Here is a 19,144-nt window from a genome sequence, read left to right as displayed (position 1 = left end):
TTTCCCAAAGGGCTGAAACAGAAATCCCTCAGGAGAGCACAGCATGGCAACAAAGGCCTCCAGATCCGCCGCCAGATTGATGATCTCGCCCGCCGTTCTGTTACTGCTCGGCTGGATGCTCGTGCCGCTTTGCATGACGGTCTATTTCTCGTTCCTGCGCTACAACCTCTTGCAACCGGGCGCCACACCCTTTGCGGGGTGGGAGAACTACTACTGGTTCGTCACGGACCCCAGCTTCAAGGCGGCGATCTGGAACACGCTTGCGATGGTCGGCGGCATTCTGTGCATCACGACCATCGGCGGCATTTGCTTTGCGCTTTTGTTGGACAAGCCGATGTTCGCGACGGGCCTGATCCGCATCATGGTCATCGCGCCCTTCTTCGTGATGCCGACGGTGTCCGCGCTGGTCTGGAAGAACATGTTCATGAACCCGGTGAACGGGATATTCGGGAACCTTGCCACCAGCCTTGGACTTCAACCGATTGACTTTTTCGGCCAATACCCGCTGGCATCAATCATCTTCATCGTGTCCTGGATGTGGCTGCCCTTTGCGACGCTGATCCTTCTGACCGCGCTTCAATCGCTGGATCAGGAACAGTTGGAAGCCGCCGAAATGGACGGCGCGAACTGGTGGAACCGCTTCCTGTTCATCATGCTGCCGCATCTGGCGCGGGCGATCACCGTGGTGATCCTGATCCAGACGATCTTTCTGCTGTCCATCTTCGCCGAGATCCTTGTCACGACGAACGGCGGCCCCGGCACGGCAACTACGAACCTGACCTACCTGATCTATGTCTCGTCGCTGTTGCAGTTTGACGTGGGCATGGGCAGCGCCGGGGGCGTCATCGCCATCATCCTCGCCAATATCGTTGCGATCTTCCTGATGCGGATGATCGGCAAGAACCTGGACGCCTGAGGGAGGGGAGCATGGCACGCGCAGTTTCGACCAGAACCAAGCTTGGAAACACCGCCGTCGCGGGAACCCTCGGCTTCCTGATGTTCTTCCCGATCCTCTGGATCCTCATCCTGGCCTTCAAGACCGAAGAGGATGCGATCCGGGCGCCGCTGGAGATCCTGTTCGGATCTGGCTGGACGATGGAGAGCTTCGGCACGGTTCAGGCCCGCTCCGACTATTTCAAGCACTTCTCCAATTCGGTCATCATTTCCGTCGGCTCGACGTTCCTCGGCCTTTTGATCGCGGTTCCAGCGGCCTGGTCGATGGCGTTTGTCCCGTCCAAGCATACGAAGAACGTGCTGATGTGGATGCTGTCGACAAAGATGCTGCCGCCGGTCGGTGTGCTGGTGCCGATCTATCTGCTTTTCCGCGACACGGGCCTCCTGGACAGCCGGTTCGGCCTGACCATCGTCCTGATGCTGATCAACCTGCCGATCATCATCTGGATGCTCTACACGTATTTCAAGGAAATCCCCGGCGAAATTCTGGAAGCCGCCCGGATGGATGGCGCGGGGCTGCGCGAGGAAGTTCTTTACGTGCTGACGCCCATGGCGATCCCGGGCATGGCCTCGACCGTTCTGTTGAACATCATCCTGGCATGGAACGAAGCTTTCTGGACGATCAACCTTACGGCCGCGAACGCAGCCCCCCTGACGGCTTTCATTGCCAGCTATTCCAGCCCCGAGGGGCTTTTCTATGCCAAGCTGAGCGCCGCCTCGATCATGGCAATTGCGCCGATCCTGATCATGGGCTGGTTCAGCCAGAAACAACTCGTCCGCGGCCTGACCTTCGGCGCTGTGAAATAGGGAAAACACAAAAATGGGGCGGATACAGCTTAAACAGGTTCAGAAAAAATTCGGCGATGTGGAAGTCATCCCGCCGCTGGATCTGGAAATCGAAGATGGCGATTTCGTCGTCTTTGTCGGCCCGTCAGGGTGCGGGAAGTCGACGCTCTTGCGCCTGATTGCCGGGTTGGAAGACACAACTTCAGGCACAATCGAGATCGACGGCACCGATGCAACATCGACGCCGCCCGCGAAACGGGGATTGGCAATGGTGTTCCAATCCTACGCGCTTTATCCGCATATGTCGGTCAGGAAGAACATCGCCTTTCCCATGCGCATGGCCAAGATGAGCCATGACGAGCAGGACAGGCGCATTGCTTCGGCAGCAAAGGCGCTGAACCTGACGGACTATCTCGACCGCAAACCCGGTCAGCTTTCCGGCGGCCAGCGTCAGCGCGTTGCCATCGGACGGGCCATCGTGCGCGAACCGGCCGCCTTTCTGTTCGACGAACCGCTTTCCAATCTGGACGCAGCCTTGCGCGTGGGAATGCGGATGGAAATCTCGGAACTGCACAAAAAGCTCGACACCACGATGATCTACGTGACCCACGATCAGGTCGAAGCCATGACAATGGCCGACAAGATCGTCGTTCTGCAGGCCGGCGTGATCGAACAGGTCGGCAGCCCATTGGAGCTGTACCACAACCCGCGCAACATTTTTGTGGCCGGGTTCATTGGCAGCCCGAAGATGAACTTCCTCCATGGGGAGGAAGCCGCCAAGCACGGGGCCGAAACCATCGGGATCAGGCCTGAACATATCGACGTTTCAATGAGCGACGGCCAATGGCAGGGTACCGTCGGCGTGGCCGAGCATCTGGGTTCGGACACCTTCATCCACATCCACGGCATCCCGGGCTGTGACCCGATGACCGTGCGCGCCGATGGCGACGTGGCGGTCAGGCATGGCGACACGGTTTTCCTGACGCCAAACGAGGCGATGATTCACAAGTTCGACAAGAAAGGCCTGCACATTTCATGAAATGCCTGGAAGGAAAATCCGCGCTGATCACCGGGGCGGCGCGCGGAATTGGCCGCGGCTTTGCCGAGGCCTACGTCGCCGAGGGCGCTCGCGTCGCGATTGCCGACATCAATTTTGAGGCGGCCCGTGAAACCGCCAGCCAGATCGGCGATGCGGCCTATCCGTTGCAGGTGGATGTTGCAGATCAGGACAGTATCGACTCCGCCATCGCCGGAGTTGTGGCAGAGGCCGGGAAACTGGACATCCTTGTCAATAACGCGGCCCTGTTCGATGCGGCGGAAACCGTCGATATCACGCGCGAAAGCTATGACCGGCTTTATGCAGTGAATGTTGCGGGCACCTTGTTCACCATGCAGGCCGCCGCCCGCCAGATGATCAGACAAGGCCACGGCGGCAAGATCATCAACATGGCAAGCCAGGCCGGTCGGCGTGGTGAGGAATTGGTGCTGGTTTATTGCTCGACCAAGGCCGCGGTCATCTCCATGACCCAATCGGCAGGCCTGAACCTGATCAAACACGGCATCAACGTGAACGCGATCGCGCCCGGTGTCGTGGACGGCGAACACTGGGTCCATGTGGACCAGATGTTTGCGACACTTGAGGGCAAGGCACCGGGCCAGAAGAAGGCCGAAGTGGAAGCGGGCGTTCCAGCGGGCCGTTTCGCGGTTCCCGAGGATCTGGCGCCGATGGCGGTCTTTCTTGCCTCCTCCGCATCGGACTATGTCGTGTCACAGACCTACAACGTCGATGGCGGCCAGTGGATGAGCTGACGTGAAGCTGTCCAATGCAACTCTATCCAGGCTGCCCGAAAACGTCATGCGGCCAGAATACGACCGGACGCGATTGACACCGGGGATCGTGCATATCGGGCTGGGCAATTTCCACCGCGCCCATCAGGCCTGGTATCTGCACCGCCTGATGCAAAACGGTGATGCGCTGGATTGGGGGATCATCGGCGCAGGTGTGCGTCCGGGCGATGCCGAGCAGCGCGAGAAATTGGCCGCCCAGGACTACCTGACCACACTCATCGAGTTGGACCCCGATGGCCGGTCGGCCGAAGTTGTCGGATCGATGATCGGCTTCGTGCCCATCGAAGAAAACAACGCTGCCCTGATTGCGCAGATGGCCGACCCCGCCATCCGCATCGTCTCGCTGACGGTGACAGAAGGCGGGTATTACTTCGACCCGGTCACCAAGACGTTCGACGGCGCACACGACGATATTCGGCACGACGCCGCAAACCCCGACCAACCACGAACCGCCTTCGGTGCGATGGTTGCAGCACTTCGGCACCGGCGCGCAAACGGCACTGGCCCTTTCACCTGTCAAAGCTGCGACAACCTTCAAGGCAACGGAGACATCCTGCGCCAAACCGTCGTGTCTTTGGCGCGGCTCTCCGACCCCGATCTTGCGGGTTGGATCGACACCCACTGCTGCTTCCCGAACTCGATGGTGGATTGCATCGTCCCGGCCACCGGACCGGGCGAGTTGGAACTCGCCCGCAGCTTCGGCATCGAAGACCACGCGCCCGTCACTCACGAGAACTTTCGCCAATGGGTGATCGAGGATGATTTTTGTGCCGGTCGCCCGGATTGGGACAAGGTCGGCGTGACCTTTACAGATGATGTTCACGCTTACGAAGCGATGAAGATCCGCATTTTGAACGGCGGCCACCAGGTGATCGCGAATGCTGGCGAGGTGCTGTCCGTCAAGACGATCTCGGACTGCATGGCGCACCCGCTGATCGGCGCTTACTTCCGCAAGGTGGCGCTTGATGAGATCGCGCCGCAGGTTGGCCCGGTGCCCGGAATGACGCCCGACGCTTATTTTGACCTGATTGACCGCCGGTTCTCAAATCCGCAGATCGTCGACACCGTGCGGCGGGTCGCTTTTGACGGGTCGTCCCGCCAGACCGGGTTCATCCTGCCGACGCTTCGCGATGCGTTGCCCCGCAGGGGAAAAATGGACGGTCTTGCATTGTCACAGGCCATCTGGGCCCGGATGTGTGCAGGCACCCGCGAGGATGGCAGTGAGATTGCACCGAACGACCCGATCTGGGACAGGTTGATAGGCGCGGCGACGGCCGCCAAAACAGATCCGCAAGCCTGGCTGAACCAAAGAGACCTCTACGGCGACCTTGCCGACAACTCCACATTTCAAAGCCGGTTCCACCACTGGCTGACACAGATCTACTCGGAGGGCCTGGAAGCAGCGCTCCGATCCTATGTGAAAGGGTAACGTCATGAGAGCAGTCGTTTTCACAGGAAAGAAAAAAGTCTCATTCACGGACCTTCCCGACCCCGAACCCGGTCCCGGCGATGTGGTGGTCGAGGTCAGGGCCAGCGGCATCTGCCACACCGACTACGAAGTGCTCAAAGACAACTATGGCACCGGGGCCTTCCCGGTCGTCCCCGGCCACGAATACGCCGGCGTGGTTGTGAAAACCGGATCGGATGTCGCCCATGTGTCGGTCGGCGACCGTGTCGCCGTTGATCCCAATTTTGAATGTGGCACCTGCCGCGCGTGCCAGCGGGGCTGGGCGCATCTTTGCGAAAACCTGAGCGCTTATGGTGTCACAACCCATGGCGGATTTGCCGAACACAGTCTTGTCCGAGCGGCGAACGTTCATCCCATCGGCGACATGAGCTTTTCCCGTGCCGCCCTGGCCGAGCCAATGGGCTGCGTTCTGAACGGTGTCGATGCAGTGCACGCACCCTGGATGGAACAGGCGCTGATCTTTGGCGCTGGCCCGATGGGCCTTTTGATGGGTCTGGCCCTTCAGGCGGAAGGGATGCCCAACGTGACCTTCTGCGACATTTCGGAAAGCCGGCTTGAACTGGCCGCAAGCTTTGGCTTTGACGCCGTCGCCAGTGGATCGGACAGCTTGAAGGGCTGGCATCATCGGGCCGACCTGGCCGTCGAGGCCACAGGCGTTCCCGCCGTCGCCGCCGAACTGACCAACTACATTACGAACGGTGGCAAGGGGCTGTTCTTCGGCGTTTGCCCGTCCACCGCCAACATCGATATCTCCCCGTTCGAGGTCTTTCGAAGACAGTTGACGCTCGCAGGTTCACACTCGCTCAACCACAATATTCCGCGATCGCTGGAGGTCATTGCTGGGCTTGGCGCACGCGCAGACAAGGTCGTCTCCCACAGAGCGCCGTTACAGGAAATCTCGCAGTTCCTGGCAGACGCACCACCCGACGATAGCCTGAAAGTACAATGGCTTCGCGACTGAATAGTCACTTGGCGGCACCCATCTCAGATTCGGAAACAAATGACAGTTCGGGCCTCGTTGTCGGATCTCCGACACATAACTGAGTGGCAGCAAAACTCAGCACACTCGACGTAGGTGCACATCACAGAACCAGACACTCCGGGGTCAGAATGCTCCAACGCGGCATGACGGACGGACAACCGTTTTGAAATGGCGAACGGCAGAACCGTTCGCTAGGGTTCATTAAATGTCGATGCGCTCGGCTATGCTCAGGGCATCTTCCAGTTCGACACCAAGATAACGCACCGTGCTGTCGACTGTGGTGTGACCAAGGAGCAGTTGCACCGCGCGAAGGTTGCCGGTCTTACGATAGATCTCGGCCGCCTTTGTTCGGCGCAGCGAGTGTGTACCGTATCCACTCGGCTCCAAAACAATCGCCTTCACCCAGTCGCGGACAAGCCGTGCGTACTGGCGCGTTGAGATGTGTGGTCGGTCGTGAAACCGGCTTGGGAACATGAAAAGGCAGGCAAGCATCTCCGGAGATCTGACCCAGTTCAGAACGGTTTCTCGCGTGTTTTCCGCCAGTTCAAATTGAACAGGCCGCTTGGTTTTGCTCTGGATCACCGAAACACGTTCCCGGACGCGTTCGTCTTTGACAAGGTCAGTCACGGTTAGCTTGACCAGATCGCAGCCTCGAAGTTTGCTGTCGATTGCGACGTTGAACAAAGCCAGGTCGCGCAGATTGCCCGCAAGTTCGAGCCGTGCACGGATCGCCCATACCTGTTTTGGCAGCAGTGGACGTTTCTGTCCGATGATGCGCGCTTTGTTCCAGGCTTTGCGCTTGGGGGTAACTGCGGGAAGTTGGACTCTTGGCATGATTTGCCCTCCGATCCTCCCTCCACACCCAATCATCAGCACCGCGCTGACGGGGCGAGTGTACAGGCAAGACTGAACGCCTGTTTTGGGAAGCCAGCAAAAGGGAATCGTCTACGCGCGCGTTCGGCGGCTCGGAGGTCCAAAGGCGCACTGCGCCGACGGCTTCGAAACGCAGTAGGCCGACATTGTGGATGTTGAGGAACGGTGCTTGCCGGCAGGGCTTTGGCAGGCAGTGCAGCAGCGTGTGCCGTGGATACGGTCATTTGCAGGGGCCGCATAATGTCATGCCTGCAGGACACCTTTGGTTCGAGATTGTGCGGTGTCAAGACGAAGGATGAAACCTCTACCGCTCAGAACGCCTCGAAATGAGCGGACGTGGAGACAGCTCAAGGCTTCAAAACACGGTACCCGTCCTTCAATTGACCTGGGTCTTTCGGTAAATATATGATCGCGGAAAGTTTTCTGGCCCACGCAAAACATCTCCTCGGATTCTCCGTTGATCACGGGTGCAAGGGAACAATAATCGCGGGCATCTGGAACATGGCCAGGAAGAATTCAGTAACTTCGGTCGACGTCGCCAAACGGGCGGGCGTGTCGCAATCCGCCGTGAGCCGCGCCTTCTCTCGCGTACCCACTCAGTCCGGCGTATCGGCGGAAGCGAAGGAGAGAATTTTCGCAGCGGCCAAGGAGTTGGGTTACCGGCCCAATGCGCTTGCCCGATCGATGATTACGGGAAACTCAAAGATTATCGCCTTGTTGTTCAGCTATCTGGATAATCAATTCTATGCGCTGGCATTGGAAAAGCTCTGTATCGAATTGCAGAAAAACGGCTACCACGCGATGGTTTTCATGATGCCGGAAACCGCAGTCGGGGTCGAAGAGACGGTTTCCGAATTGCTGGAATACAAGGTTGACGGGATTATCACCGCATCGGTCGAACTGTCTTCGTCGCTTTGCAAGCTTTGCCAGGATCAAGGTATCTCTGTCGTTATGTTCAACCGGATAAAGGCCGAGGAAGGTGTGTCTTGCGTGTCGTCAGACAATGTCCTGGGCGGACGCTTGGCAGCGCGCTATCTCATTGAAACTGGACACCAGAAGATTGCGTTGCTGTCCGGTTGGGCGGAATCTTCGACCGGGCGCGACCGCCAATTGGGATTTGAGCGAGAACTGTCGGATCAGGGACACAGCCTGTTTGATCATGCTGCCGGGCATTTTGATCTGGCTGCGACGCGCTCTGCTACTCTCAAACTATTGGACAGACCAGCGTCAAAGCGGCCAGATGCGATATTCGTCGCCAACGACTACATGGCGATCGAAGCACTCGGCGTAATTCGCAGCGAGTTGAAACTCAGGGTGCCGCAAGACGTTTCGATTGTCGGCTTTGACGACATTCCAATGGCGGCATTGCCTGAGTATGATCTGACGACATTGCGTCAGCCGATCAACCGGATGATCGACCAGTCCGTCTCGCTGATGCTAGCTGCGATAGCCGGAAACGACTCAGCCGGTAACGTGAGCATCGTGCCAGAACTGGTCGAGCGCGCTACCGTGGCAAATAGAACCTGATCAGCTTTCGCGCCCAAGCTCTGCCAGAATGTCCACTCCTTGCATGGCCATGAAATGTGGGATGTCGATGAAAATCCAGTTCTCAGCCAGTTTTTCGCCATCGCGGCGGTAGAGATCCACGATCCGCATGTCGGCTTCGACTTCGCCAGGCGGTAGACCAAGAAACCCACCCTTCGACCGTAGGGATAGGCTGGGATAGCCGAAGAACCCGCCGTAGTTGCCCTCGCCCAGGCGCGCGACATGTTCTGTGTGGCGGGCGTATTCCAAGTGGTCCTCGAACGGTCCTGAGTGGCCGCGCCGATAGCCATCGAAGCATGCGCTGGCGCCGATGCCGCCGGGGCCAAACCAGCACATATTGGGCGTCCAAAAACGGGTCATGTGGTCATCGGGCGAGCCAACTTTGTTCGCGCGCAAGTCAGTGACCATGTCGGAGATCAGACCGACACTCGCCCGGCCTTCGGTTTCCGAATGCGCATCGTACAAAAGGCCATCATGCGTCGCAGGTCCAGGCGTCAACAGGACCGATCCGGTTGTGCCCGCGCTTGGATGACGTCCCGATTGCGCCAAGAGGTTCAGGATATCGACATAGCAGGCAGTTTCGGTGATCAGGCCATCATCGACGCGGTGAAATTCGCAGTACCGCAGAAACGCCAGCTTGCGCGACGGGGCAAGGCTGATCCAGGGGCGGTCCCAGGTGCCCATGAGGTGCCCCATCTCGACCACCCAAGTGGACGAGAAGCCATCTATTTCGTTCGACCCGGCCAAGAAGATGTCCGGGCGGCGCTGCAAAGGGCCCATGGCGTCCTTGAGCGGCCGCCAATAGGTGTCAGCGACCGCCGCAATGCCGGCCTGTTCGTGAAACGGATGCATCCCGCGCCACAGAACGTCGGACGCGTAGTAAGGCTCCATCGCCGAGGCGACCGCGTCGCCATCTGCGGCGTCGATGGCGGTGTTCGCGGTACGGACTAGCGCCTTGGCGTCCTGATAGTCAGCCATCCCGGCGCGCCTTTGCGATTTGGATCATCAGGTCCAACTCATTGAAAAGCTGCCATTCCTGCTCGACGATCCCGTCTTTGACGCGCTGCTGCGTAATCCCCCATATCTGGCACCTCTGCCCGGAGGCGTCGCGGTAAAGCCCGCCGCCCGTGTGCGCGGCGTCGGCGCTCCAGCGGGTGGAGATCAGAAAGCCGTCGGCATCGTTGCCCATCCAGTAGACTTCGTCGACCTGGTGCTTCATGTCGGGAAAGGCGGCGCGCAGTTCGCCGACATGGTCACGATAGGCATCTCGCCCCGAGAACTTTCGATCCGTGGCGCCCTCGAAGGGCAGATCGGCGGCATAGCTTTCGTCCAAGACCGAGCCGTCGCCGTTCCAGATATTGTTGTGGATCGCCCGCGAGAACGCATCTGGATCAAAGCCCTCAACAGGTTCGCCAAGGCTCAAGGGACGCTCGGGGCGCACGCCTGCGCGCAGGTCGGCCCATGTTTCGGCGCTCCTCGGCCAGCCGGGGAATGGGTCTGCGGCAAGCCTGTCCGCCTCTTCCCAAAGATCAAGGCCCAACTGCTTGAGCATGGCGGATGTGTTGTAAAGCACGTGCTCCAGGAAAATGTCGTTGCCAAGTGCCACACAGTTGGCAATGACCATGACGTCGACCTCAGCTTCGGTCGGGTCGCCGTATTTGCTCGTCCCGGTGTTCTTGCCCTTGATGCGCGTCAGATGCGAGGTGTGAAACCCGACGCTATCGTCGCCAGCCCAGATCACCTCTTCCGCGTTAAGGACTATGTCGGGGAATGCGCCGGTCGTGTGGTGCGTGTCGCCGACGATCTTGGCGTTGCCGTGCTGCAGACCATAGTCGTCATAGACAAGGCTATCGTCGGAGTAACACGCTTCGATGTATTCGACTTCACGGGCCTCGGTTTCCCAGATGCGATAGGTGATGCGGACGATATAGTCGACGATGTTGCGGTACTCGGGATCGAACCCGGCAAGCGATTGCGACGGCCCGAGATAGGGCGGGATGCGGTGCGCCCCGCCCTTGGTGTAGTTCTTTAGAGATATGTCGAACGACGTGGGCATGTGACCCCGCGACAGGGCGGCGGCCGGATGATGCGATTTCGAGCGATCAGGCATGAATTGGGTCATACGGTCTCTCCAGTATTGGCCAGAAGATCGACGCCCTGTTCGGCAAGGAAATGCAGGATGTCGATGAATATCCAGTTCTCGGCAAGCTTGTCGCCGTCGCGGCGGTAGAGGTCCACGACGCGCATCTCGGCGGCAACATCATTGGCGGGCGCGCCGAGGTAGTCGCCGGTGTTGCGAAGGGTCAGGCAGGGCCACCACATGAAGGCGGCAAAGTTGCCTTCGGCCAGCGCCAGTTCCCAATCGTGGATTTTCACCACGTCTTGCTTTGCTTCGAATGGCAGGGTGTGTCCACGCTGGTAGCCAGGGATTGAAAGGCTGGCCCCGATGCCGGTCGGACCAAACCAGGTCATGTCCGCGTTCCAGAACCGGACCAGATGATCGCCAGGCGACGTATAGCTCAGTGCCAGATCGGTCAGCATGGCGTGGGTCAGATCATAGGTTTCTTGGGTCAGGTCACTGGGTTGAGGGTCGTTCAGCAGTCCATCGTGGGTCATCGGCCCCGGCGACATCATCATGCCACCGGTTTGATGCTGCGCAAACGGGTTCCGCCCCGTTTGGGTCAGGACAGCGAGGATATCGAGAAACTCGACCGTTTCGACAACGGCTCCGTCCCTGACCCGGGACATGGTGGCGAAGGGCAGATAGACGGTTTTTCCAATCGCGGGAATGCCAAGCCAATCCTTGGTAAAGTCGCACAGGAAATTGCCCATTTCGACGACCCAGGTGCCAGCATCCGCGTCAAGGTCGGCGTGGCTGGCAAAGAAGATATCGGTACGCCGCTGGATGGTGGACATGGCATTTTTAAGCGGTGTCCAGATGGTTTCAGCCAGCGGTTCGGGCCCTTCGATCTCGTAAAACGGGCGCATGCCGCGATAGGTGTGATCGGGGGACAGGTACTGTGCGCAAACAGCAGTGGTTTCGGCCCCGGAGGCGGATTTATCACGGGCGGTCGTGTACGCTTGAACAAGCGACTTGGCGGATTGCAGGTCTGCTGACATGGATCTTCCTTAATCTAGAGGTGATGGTTGGGTTGCGGGGTTGCATTAACGACGCGACACACCCTAGGTTTGAAGACGATCTCCCAGATACCATGTGAAAATCAGAGGTGCGGAGGCGAGTGTCAGACGGTCCATCGCGTCACCCTTTCACCGCGCCCGCAGTCAGCCCGCTGACGATCTGGCGCTGGAAGAACAGCACAAGGAAGAACAAAGGCACCATTGCACTGACAACGGCAGAAACGGCAAACATCACATTGCCCTGTTCGCGGATCTGGGTCAGGAAGCTGGCAATCTTGGGCACCATGGTCTGGTTTTCAGAGCTCAGCAACATCGAGGTGATCGCAAAGTCGTTGTAGGCCAAGAGGAAGGAAAACAGCCCGGTTGTGATCACTCCTGGCCACATGACTGGAATGATCACGTGGCGGAATGCCTGAAAACGGGTGCAGCCATCGACCATGGCGCTTTCGTCCAGATCCTTGGGGATGTTCAGGAAGAATGAATGCAGCATCCACAAAGTGAACGGCTGGTTGATCGCCACCAGCACCACGATGGTTGTCGACAGCCGCCCCCAAAGGTTCCATTCGAAGAACGGCAGCAAATACCCCGAAACCAGCGTGATATGGGGCATGGCACGAAATACGAGAGCCGCTATCAACAGCCAGAAGGCATAGCGATAGCCTGAACGCGCCAGCGCATATCCGCCCAACGTCCCAAGCGTCAGCGAAATGATGACGGTACAAACCACAACAATGGTTGTATTCAGAACGTTCCGCCAGAATTCCTCTTGGATCCATGCCCCGTAATAGCCGTTGCCGGTAAATGTGCCGCCTGTCTCGGCTTGGGTGTAGACGCCGTAGATCGCGTTGCGCCAATCGGCTTTGGAAAAGAAGTCACCCTGTACCTTGAAAGAACCCCAGACCGTCCAGATGAACGGGCCAATCGCGATCATCAGCCAGAAGATGATCATCGAGGTCGCAAACCAAGTCAGCAGGCGCGGTGATCTGTTGGCGGCTGATGCCATCAGACGGCCCTCCGGTTAAAGTCGCGCCAGGTCTTGATCAGCACCGGTATCAGCAGAATTGCGATGCCCAGAATGGTCAGCATGGACGTCGCCGCAGCCGAGCCAAACAGCTTATCCTGACCCGAAAGATCGTTGTAGATGATCCAGCTGAGCGACCGGGCCTTTGCTTCGGCCGAAAACGACACGATGGGCTCAAGCACCCGGAAGTTATCCATCAACTGCATAAGAGTAATGAACACCAGCAGCGGCATCATGTAGGGAACGATCACGTAGCGAACCTGTTGAAAGCGACTTGCGCCGTCGATCTTTGCTGCCTCGATGGTATCTGTCGGGACAGTTTGCAGGCCTGCATAGAAGACGACAAAGGCGAACGGTGTCGAGTGCCATATGCCGTAGACCATCAGCATGATCCATGTCAGAGGCGCCGAAGCCTTGAGGCTGAGGTTGGGGTCATCAAAGATGATCTGCAGTGTGGCCCCGAGGATGCCGTCTGCATCGACCATCCAGAACAGGATCAACCCGCCGATCAGCGGCGTGACAATCATCGGCAGCAGTGACGCAAAGATTGTCGGCCCTCTGGTGATTTTGGGGAGCCGGTTCACGCCGAGCGCAATCAACAGCCCAAAGATGATGACAAATGGTGTGACCACGAAAGTGTAGGCCAACGTGAAAAAGATAGCTTTATAAAAGGGTAAATTGTAAACCCCGACGATAAAGTCCCCAAAGCTCTCGGTGGTGTCCCAGATTTCACCAACCTCGGCAAAGGCCAGGTGTCCCCGGTTGGAATAGGTGCCCAAACCATTGAAGCGACCCAGTGGTGCCTCCGCTTTGAGCGCATTGGTCGCTTCCAGATCAACCTGCAGAACTGTCGTGCACTTGAACGGCCCGCAGTTCTCGACTTCGCGCATGACCTGTTCGTGTTCTACAAAGAACGACTGAATCGCGACCGAAAAGATCGGTAATGCGATGAACAGGATCATGGCCAGAAAAGATGGCCAGATGAAGCGCGCAAATGTTCCGTGGGGCATAGTTGACCTTTGAGCAATATGGGGTGCGGCACCGATATGGCGCCGCACCAACCCTGGTCAGTTACTGCAGGAAGCCTTCTTCTTTGGCCGCGTCTGTATAGGCGGCTTCGATATCCGCAAGCGTCTGCTCGGCCGATTCATTGCCCTGCAGGAAATCAGGAACTTCCTGGAAGAACGCAGAATGCAGAAGCCCCATGTAGGGCAGCATCGGGTATGGCTCGGCACCGGCACCCGCGACTGCCGCGACGCCCTCTGCAGCGACGCCTGGCTTGTAGCTATCCATCAACCAAACGGCCTTGTCGTTGTTCGCCATGACCATGTCATCGGAGATGCCATTGACCATAGCGATGAACGTTGCTTCGGCATCCTCATCGCTAATGTTTGCGGCGATGGTGAAGCCGTCCCACCAGAGCGAGGATGCTGGCGTCGAACCGCCCGCAACGGTCATTGCGCCTGCGGGTTTGGTTGCCGCAACGATTTCAGGTGTTGAACCCTCGTCGTCGAGCAATCCACCCACTGACGATCCCCAGACGACAGCCATTGCCAACTCGCCCGATTCCCAAAGCGGCACGACTGCGCCGGTGTTGTAGGTCAGGAAGTCAGGATTGGAATATTCCATCAGAGCCTTAAGCATGTTCAGCGTCGCGACGCCTGCTTCGTTGTTGATGGAGACCTCAGCCGTACCTGGCTTGAAGAATTCGCCACCGTGGCCAAGGTACATGTTCACGACCTCTTCACCGAGATTCCAGTCCGACTTGGTCAGCATTGCGAAAGGGTATTCCATGATGCCCGCAGCGCGGATCGCTTCGGCAACATCGAGAACTTCCTCATAACTCGTTGGGGTCTCTTTGCCGACTTGATCCAGAATATCCTGACGCACGACCAAATGCTGGGCGTTGGCCATGAAGGCAACGGCCATGATCTTGCCGTCAATGCGGATGAGCTGGTTGGGCTGGAGGTTTTGACCGTGTTTGGCAACCAGATCATCCAAAGGACGGATCAGACCTTCGTTCAGCAACGGAACGATCGAGGAATTCGCGACAATCTTTGTCGTGTATTCTGCGGGATTGGCCGTCAGCGCCGCAACCTGAATTTCATTGTGCTTGGTTGAGTGGTTTTTTGCGAACTCTGCCCCTTCACCGACGCAGGCTTCTGCGTTGTCAACAACAGCGTGCAATGCCGGGAAGTCATTGGCGAGAATTCTGACGCTGCCGCTGGTGACCGGGCATTCGGCAAAAGCAGCTCCAGCGGTAAAACCAAGCGCAGTCGAGGCGACGGCGAGACGTGTGAAGATGGACATGTTTTCCTCCCTGTTATCGACCTCTTCGGGTCAGCTTTTGCGCAGTTTTGTGCGACGACGATGCCAAAACCGCATACGTATGCGAGCGCAATATACTTGATTCTTTGGAAATCTCAAAGTCTCAATCCAGGCCGGTCAACACCCGCTGCCGCGCCACCAGATCAACACCGAGTTGTTCAAGAAAGTGCAGATGGTCGATGAAGTTCCAATTTTCCGCGAGTTTTTTACCTTCCCGACGGTATAGATCAACAACCCGCATGGATACTTTCTTTTCGGACTTGGGGGCAAGCCCGATGTATCCGCCAAGTGAAGTGACATCGAACGTCGGCCAGCCGAAGAACCCGCCATAGTGACCTTCGGCAAACTCGGTTCGGTGCCCGAAGAAATCACCCCATTTCAGGCCTTCTTCGAAGGGAACGCAATGCTGCTCAAGATAGCGTTCCTGGGTGTAGGGCGCACCGATGCCGCCTGGCCCCCACCAGATCATGTCTTCATTCCAATCCAACGACAGATCCGTGTTCGTTGTGTGAACGTCTTCCGCCAGCAAGCGGTCGATCATCCTGAGAAACAACTTCAAGGTCTTTTCGCCTTCGTGCACGGGTTGGTTGTCAAAAAGCAATCCGTCATGGGTTCGCGGTCCTGGCGTGACCATCGTAGCGGCGGTCGACGGCGGCAACGCCTCGGCCCGCACCTGCGCCATCAGGTTCAATGCATCCAGGAACAACGTCGTTTCCGTTATCTTGCCGTCCACGACCAGATTGAATTCGGCGTATCTGAGCATTGTTGACTGTCGGGTCGGACGCATTCCGAGAAACGGTCGATCGAACAGACCCAGAAAGTGCCCCATAGAAGCGACCCAAACGCCAGGTTCATCGTTCAAGCGGTTGTAGCCTGCAAAGAAGATATCCGGTCTGCGTTGAAGTGGCGAAAACGAATTTCGCAATGGTCCCCAAAAATTCTTGCCGGCCTCCTCGGCACCGACGCATTCACGAAACGGAGCCGTGAACTGAAACTTGCAATTCGCACTGGTTTCAATCGAAAGCGCGTCAGCTAGTGCGAGGTTCGGTGCAGTGTCTATGTGCCGCTGGTGCGACAAGACTGTCTTCTTGGCTGCGGTCAGTTCCTGTTCTTGGTGATCCATGGAGCCCCTCTGATCTAAATATCGCTATCACTCTACTCGAAAGACAGTACCGCGAAAGTGGCAACGACATTGACCCCTCATGAAAGGACTCCCGATTGTTTGGGCTGTCGCTCAGAGAAAGCGAACGCTACCTTTTTCACGCACGTAGCGGCGGTCCACTATCGGCGTCGCCAGAATTGAGTGAGCTGCCCCAAAAAGTTCCCGGATACCGCATTTGTGCGTTTCGCCGCCCTCACGACTCGTATAGTGCGAAGCTTTGGTTGCATGTCCCGGATTTCCGCTTTGTCTCACGACCCGTAAATCGCAGTGCAAAACTTCGCTGCGCCACGAACGAATGGCGGCTATCCTAGCTGCCGTGCAGCATCGAAGGCGCAGCAACTGCGGCCATTTCCGTGCTGCGAGCGCGCGCAGCAAGGAAACCAAATTCACACAATGGGCTCGAAGAAGTCATTCGCTGCGTTTTGCTCGAACGTCTGCTTTGTTTTCGATCAGTAGATTTTCCAATAGGGCCTGCCATAGTGAGACAGGGACGATCTGTGGAATGGATGTCTCATTAGACTAGGTGTTGATTTTTGAGACACAATGCCTCATATTGTTTAAGAACCGTGTGAGACAGGAGCGCCAAAATGCTTATCGGCTATGCCCGAACTTCGACACTAGAACAAAAAGCCGGTCTGGAGGCGCAACGTGACGAACTTGAGACGGCTGGTTGCGAAAAGTTGTTTGAGGAGCAGGTATCATCTGTCGATGTAAGAGCGCGCGAAAGGCTCGCTGAAGCGTTAGATTACGTGCGCGAAGGCGACACGCTGATCGTTACGCGGCTGGACCGGCTAGCGCGATCAGTGCCGCACCTCTTGGAGATACTGGATAAGCTGACAACCAAGGGTGCAACACTCCGTATCCTGGGTATGGGCATCGATACGAGCACACCTACTGGTAAGCTGATGCTGACAGTCTTGGGCGGTATCGCCGAGTTCGAACGTGAGATTATGTTGGAGCGGCAACGAGAGGGCATCGCCAAGGCGAAGGCCGCCGGGAAATACAAAGGACGGAAGCCAACTGCCATGGCTCGGTCTAAGGAAGTTTTGGAACTGCACGGAGCGGGCACAGGAGCCACGGAGATATCCAAAAGACTTGGGATTGGGCGAGCCTCAGTCTATCGCATTCTGTCCACGAAGACGAGTGCAGAGCTCGCCTAGCGAACGACTTGCCGCAAAACTAGTTCAGCTCAACCAGGTGAAGTGAACTCAAGTTCACCGACTTCACATTCTGGCTGAAGAAAGAAAGCGGACTTTCGTTTTGCCTGGAATGAACGACTGCTGTGCGGACGAAGGAGCCATTGCCTCCAGCCGCGCGCCTTATCTGTCAGGCATCGAGAAAACCCCGGAGCGCCTGGATAAACACATCGAATGTTGGGTGGCCAGGGACAGGCAGGTGGTTCGCGCTTTCCAACACCAACAGCTCCGAGCCGGGAATGCCTGCAGCAAGTTTCTTCGCCTGCACCAAGGGATGTATTGAATCGTTACGACCTTGAATGATCAGAGTCGGGCATTCGACATTCTTCAATACATCGATGATTGATGCATTGTTGGACCGGTCGCGGTGATCGAGCATGAATTTCTGAGAGGCGCTTTCCTGCATTAGTCCCACCATTTGCCGCACGCCTTCGGCCGGACCCTCGGGAAAATAGGCCGTGAGAAAGGCAGTGGCGATCCCGCCTTCATGCTGGTCCCAACCTGCCTCCATCATAGCCTTCAAGACCTCGGGCTGGCCTTGCGCCTCACGAATCCCGCGGCCCTCTGCATACCCGCCAACCATGACAAGGTGTGTGAGCCTCTCAGGATGCGTTGCAGCGAATAGGACGGCTGGCAAACACGCACCAGATTCGCTCATGAGAGCAAATCGGTCTAACCCGGCGGCATCGGCAACGGCGACCATATCCTCGACATTCTCTTCGATGCTAAGCGCTTCATCCAACGCCTCCGACAGACCCGTTCCGGCCCAGTCCATTTGAATGAGCGTACGACCCTCTCGATAGGCATCATAGCCATCTCGCAAGATCGGTATGTGCCACGCCTTCTCCTTGCTAAGCGGCGGACCATCAAGTTGAAACAGCGGTGGTCCGGAACCGGAAACAAGATAGGCCAAAGAGTGCCCGCGCTTTGAGATCGTGTATCGCACCTTGGGAGCCATTGGTTTTTCCAAATTTGGGCGGTCGGTGGCGTCGCCGCCTGTAACAACAGCAACCATTTCCAGACCTCGCCCGTGATGTGTCCGAATTACCTTCTGCTGCTTTCCGTTGTCTCCAATCGCACGGCGTGCTGCAGCGATCCGGGCGCTGACGGCACTTTCGGAAACGACGCGTCCGCCCCAGACGGCGTCAATGATCTCATCTTTGGTCACTAATCTTGAAGGGTTCTCCGCCAGAAGCCGCAGCAAATCGAAAACTTGCGGTTCGATGGCAACTTCCAGACCGGCGCATTTCAGTCGGCGGCTGGCAGTGTCGAGTTCGCAATCTCCAAAACGGTAAAACAATGAGACAAACCTTTGATCCAAGCTGATCTTTGAAATTCTAGACAAATCCAAATGAATTCACAGGGATTTCTAAGGGCTGCCTTCAAGCGAAGATCTTTTACCCCTGTCACAGTGGCAACAGGAACAAGGAGAAAGACGATGAATGCCCCTTTTGATACCGCCCTGCTCAAGCATTTGCCCGATCACCTATCCCCGCTGACCGAAGCTGATCGCGCTGCCGAAAAACTATCGCGTCCCTATCGCCCAACGTTCCATGAGTTCGCGGCGCAGGTTTTCTCCGCGGTGCCACGGCATCTAAAATCTGAGTTGCCACGAACTGCGGCAACTACGCGGCTGTGAAAATCGAAAGACCAATTTGGGCTCGAAGCGGTCATTCGCTGCGGGTTGGATGAATGGCTGCTTTCAATGCTGTGATTAATGCAAGTGCATCTGGGTGAGTGAACTCAAGTTCGCTAGGTTCTGGACCCATTAATTTGGTTGCCGTCATCTCGGCTGCATGATTCAAGCCCCTGAGTTTCAGGGGTATAACATGAGTAATCTATT

The 19,144-nt window shown here is 57.3% G+C and carries 18 protein-coding genes; 9 read left to right on the top strand and 9 right to left on the bottom strand.

Features of this window, described 5'->3' with window-relative positions; translation table 11 throughout:
* Positions 1 to 43: 43 nt before the first annotated feature.
* The 6 genes from ACR0MQ_RS13440 to ACR0MQ_RS13415 are packed head-to-tail and all read left to right on the top strand — an operon-like array spanning position 44 to position 6,017.
* Positions 44 to 916, top strand: coding sequence for a carbohydrate ABC transporter permease (locus ACR0MQ_RS13440; RefSeq protein ID WP_480608740.1), 873 nt, complete (start codon positions 44 to 46; stop codon positions 914 to 916).
* A gap of 11 nt (positions 917 to 927) precedes the next feature.
* The gene (locus ACR0MQ_RS13435) at positions 928 to 1,761 is read left to right on the top strand and encodes a carbohydrate ABC transporter permease (RefSeq protein ID WP_480608738.1); all 834 of its coding nucleotides are present in this window, start codon (positions 928 to 930) and stop codon (positions 1,759 to 1,761) included.
* Between the two features lie 13 nt (positions 1,762 to 1,774).
* Positions 1,775 to 2,779 (top strand): ABC transporter ATP-binding protein, encoded by a 1,005-nt coding sequence (locus ACR0MQ_RS13430; RefSeq protein WP_480608736.1) that lies wholly within the window; start codon positions 1,775 to 1,777, stop codon positions 2,777 to 2,779.
* Positions 2,776 to 3,549, top strand: coding sequence for an L-iditol 2-dehydrogenase (locus ACR0MQ_RS13425; RefSeq protein WP_480608734.1), 774 nt, complete (start codon positions 2,776 to 2,778; stop codon positions 3,547 to 3,549). The genes ACR0MQ_RS13430 and ACR0MQ_RS13425 overlap by 4 nt, the downstream gene beginning before the upstream one ends.
* A 46-nt stretch (positions 3,550 to 3,595) precedes the next feature.
* The gene (locus ACR0MQ_RS13420; protein WP_480608927.1) at positions 3,596 to 5,017 is read left to right on the top strand and encodes a mannitol dehydrogenase family protein; all 1,422 of its coding nucleotides are present in this window, start codon (positions 3,596 to 3,598) and stop codon (positions 5,015 to 5,017) included.
* 4 nt (positions 5,018 to 5,021) lie between these two features.
* The gene (locus ACR0MQ_RS13415; protein WP_480608732.1) at positions 5,022 to 6,017 is read left to right on the top strand and encodes a zinc-dependent alcohol dehydrogenase family protein; all 996 of its coding nucleotides are present in this window, start codon (positions 5,022 to 5,024) and stop codon (positions 6,015 to 6,017) included.
* 222 nt (positions 6,018 to 6,239) lie between these two features.
* On the opposite strand, the gene ACR0MQ_RS13410 is transcribed toward ACR0MQ_RS13415, so the two are convergent.
* Entirely contained in the window at positions 6,240 to 6,872 is a 633-nt protein-coding gene (locus ACR0MQ_RS13410; protein WP_480608730.1) for a tyrosine-type recombinase/integrase, read from the bottom strand.
* A gap of 540 nt (positions 6,873 to 7,412) precedes the next feature.
* Here ACR0MQ_RS13410 and ACR0MQ_RS13405 point away from each other — a divergent pair.
* Entirely contained in the window at positions 7,413 to 8,438 is a 1,026-nt protein-coding gene (locus ACR0MQ_RS13405) for a LacI family DNA-binding transcriptional regulator (protein ID WP_480608728.1), read from the top strand.
* On the opposite strand, the gene ACR0MQ_RS13400 is transcribed toward ACR0MQ_RS13405, so the two are convergent.
* From ACR0MQ_RS13400 to ACR0MQ_RS13370, 7 genes are all read right to left on the bottom strand, one after another.
* Positions 8,439 to 9,434, bottom strand: a complete 996-nt coding sequence (locus ACR0MQ_RS13400) for a nuclear transport factor 2 family protein (RefSeq protein WP_480608726.1) — start codon at positions 9,432 to 9,434, stop codon at positions 8,439 to 8,441. It abuts the gene before it with no gap.
* Positions 9,427 to 10,578, bottom strand: a complete 1,152-nt coding sequence (locus ACR0MQ_RS13395; RefSeq protein WP_480608724.1) for a nuclear transport factor 2 family protein — start codon at positions 10,576 to 10,578, stop codon at positions 9,427 to 9,429. The genes ACR0MQ_RS13400 and ACR0MQ_RS13395 overlap by 8 nt, the downstream gene beginning before the upstream one ends.
* Positions 10,575 to 11,576 carry a nuclear transport factor 2 family protein gene (locus tag ACR0MQ_RS13390; RefSeq protein ID WP_480608722.1) on the bottom strand — a complete coding sequence of 334 codons (1,002 nt, stop codon included), beginning with the start codon at positions 11,574 to 11,576 and terminating at the stop codon, positions 10,575 to 10,577. The genes ACR0MQ_RS13395 and ACR0MQ_RS13390 overlap by 4 nt, the downstream gene beginning before the upstream one ends.
* A gap of 139 nt (positions 11,577 to 11,715) precedes the next feature.
* A complete protein-coding gene (locus ACR0MQ_RS13385; RefSeq protein ID WP_480608720.1) occupies positions 11,716 to 12,597 on the bottom strand; it encodes a carbohydrate ABC transporter permease in 882 nt (293 codons plus the stop codon).
* Positions 12,597 to 13,625 carry a carbohydrate ABC transporter permease gene (locus tag ACR0MQ_RS13380; protein ID WP_480608718.1) on the bottom strand — a complete coding sequence of 343 codons (1,029 nt, stop codon included), beginning with the start codon at positions 13,623 to 13,625 and terminating at the stop codon, positions 12,597 to 12,599. Before ACR0MQ_RS13380 ends, ACR0MQ_RS13385 begins: the two co-directional genes overlap by 1 nt.
* Before the next feature lie 61 nt (positions 13,626 to 13,686).
* A complete protein-coding gene (locus tag ACR0MQ_RS13375) occupies positions 13,687 to 14,925 on the bottom strand; it encodes an ABC transporter substrate-binding protein (protein ID WP_480608716.1) in 1,239 nt (412 codons plus the stop codon).
* Between the two features lie 121 nt (positions 14,926 to 15,046).
* Positions 15,047 to 16,066 carry a nuclear transport factor 2 family protein gene (locus ACR0MQ_RS13370; RefSeq protein WP_480608714.1) on the bottom strand — a complete coding sequence of 340 codons (1,020 nt, stop codon included), beginning with the start codon at positions 16,064 to 16,066 and terminating at the stop codon, positions 15,047 to 15,049.
* Between the two features lie 626 nt (positions 16,067 to 16,692).
* Here ACR0MQ_RS13370 and ACR0MQ_RS13365 point away from each other — a divergent pair.
* On the top strand, positions 16,693 to 17,265 hold the full coding sequence (locus tag ACR0MQ_RS13365) for a recombinase family protein (RefSeq protein ID WP_170550621.1): 573 nt from the start codon (positions 16,693 to 16,695) through the stop codon (positions 17,263 to 17,265).
* 166 nt (positions 17,266 to 17,431) lie between these two features.
* Here ACR0MQ_RS13365 and ACR0MQ_RS13360 read toward each other — a convergent pair whose 3' ends face one another.
* Positions 17,432 to 18,601 carry an alpha/beta hydrolase gene (locus ACR0MQ_RS13360; protein WP_480608711.1) on the bottom strand — a complete coding sequence of 390 codons (1,170 nt, stop codon included), beginning with the start codon at positions 18,599 to 18,601 and terminating at the stop codon, positions 17,432 to 17,434.
* 138 nt (positions 18,602 to 18,739) lie between these two features.
* Here ACR0MQ_RS13360 and ACR0MQ_RS13355 point away from each other — a divergent pair, with 138 nt between their 5' ends.
* A complete protein-coding gene (locus ACR0MQ_RS13355) occupies positions 18,740 to 18,940 on the top strand; it encodes a hypothetical protein (RefSeq protein ID WP_480608709.1) in 201 nt (66 codons plus the stop codon).
* Positions 18,941 to 19,144 lie beyond the last annotated feature (204 nt).

It is taken from the genome of Ruegeria sp. AN6 (assembly GCF_056540425.1).
Note: the sequence above shows the minus strand (reverse complement) of the source record. Positions and strands in the feature narration are given on the sequence as shown.

Coding starts and splice junctions, on each gene's coding strand:
- ACR0MQ_RS13440 (WP_480608740.1), top strand. CDS start 44: ATGGCAACAAAGGCCTCCAGATCCGCCGCCAGATTGATGATCTCGCCC.
- ACR0MQ_RS13435 (WP_480608738.1), top strand. CDS start 928: ATGGCACGCGCAGTTTCGACCAGAACCAAGCTTGGAAACACCGCCGTC.
- ACR0MQ_RS13430 (WP_480608736.1), top strand. CDS start 1,775: ATGGGGCGGATACAGCTTAAACAGGTTCAGAAAAAATTCGGCGATGTG.
- ACR0MQ_RS13425 (WP_480608734.1), top strand. CDS start 2,776: ATGAAATGCCTGGAAGGAAAATCCGCGCTGATCACCGGGGCGGCGCGC.
- ACR0MQ_RS13420 (WP_480608927.1), top strand. CDS start 3,596: ATGCGGCCAGAATACGACCGGACGCGATTGACACCGGGGATCGTGCAT.
- ACR0MQ_RS13415 (WP_480608732.1), top strand. CDS start 5,022: ATGAGAGCAGTCGTTTTCACAGGAAAGAAAAAAGTCTCATTCACGGAC.
- ACR0MQ_RS13410 (WP_480608730.1), bottom strand. CDS start 6,872: ATGCCAAGAGTCCAACTTCCCGCAGTTACCCCCAAGCGCAAAGCCTGG.
- ACR0MQ_RS13405 (WP_480608728.1), top strand. CDS start 7,413: ATGGCCAGGAAGAATTCAGTAACTTCGGTCGACGTCGCCAAACGGGCG.
- ACR0MQ_RS13400 (WP_480608726.1), bottom strand. CDS start 9,434: ATGGCTGACTATCAGGACGCCAAGGCGCTAGTCCGTACCGCGAACACC.
- ACR0MQ_RS13395 (WP_480608724.1), bottom strand. CDS start 10,578: ATGACCCAATTCATGCCTGATCGCTCGAAATCGCATCATCCGGCCGCC.
- ACR0MQ_RS13390 (WP_480608722.1), bottom strand. CDS start 11,576: ATGTCAGCAGACCTGCAATCCGCCAAGTCGCTTGTTCAAGCGTACACG.
- ACR0MQ_RS13385 (WP_480608720.1), bottom strand. CDS start 12,597: ATGGCATCAGCCGCCAACAGATCACCGCGCCTGCTGACTTGGTTTGCG.
- ACR0MQ_RS13380 (WP_480608718.1), bottom strand. CDS start 13,625: ATGCCCCACGGAACATTTGCGCGCTTCATCTGGCCATCTTTTCTGGCC.
- ACR0MQ_RS13375 (WP_480608716.1), bottom strand. CDS start 14,925: ATGTCCATCTTCACACGTCTCGCCGTCGCCTCGACTGCGCTTGGTTTT.
- ACR0MQ_RS13370 (WP_480608714.1), bottom strand. CDS start 16,066: ATGGATCACCAAGAACAGGAACTGACCGCAGCCAAGAAGACAGTCTTG.
- ACR0MQ_RS13365 (WP_170550621.1), top strand. CDS start 16,693: ATGCTTATCGGCTATGCCCGAACTTCGACACTAGAACAAAAAGCCGGT.
- ACR0MQ_RS13355 (WP_480608709.1), top strand. CDS start 18,740: ATGAATGCCCCTTTTGATACCGCCCTGCTCAAGCATTTGCCCGATCAC.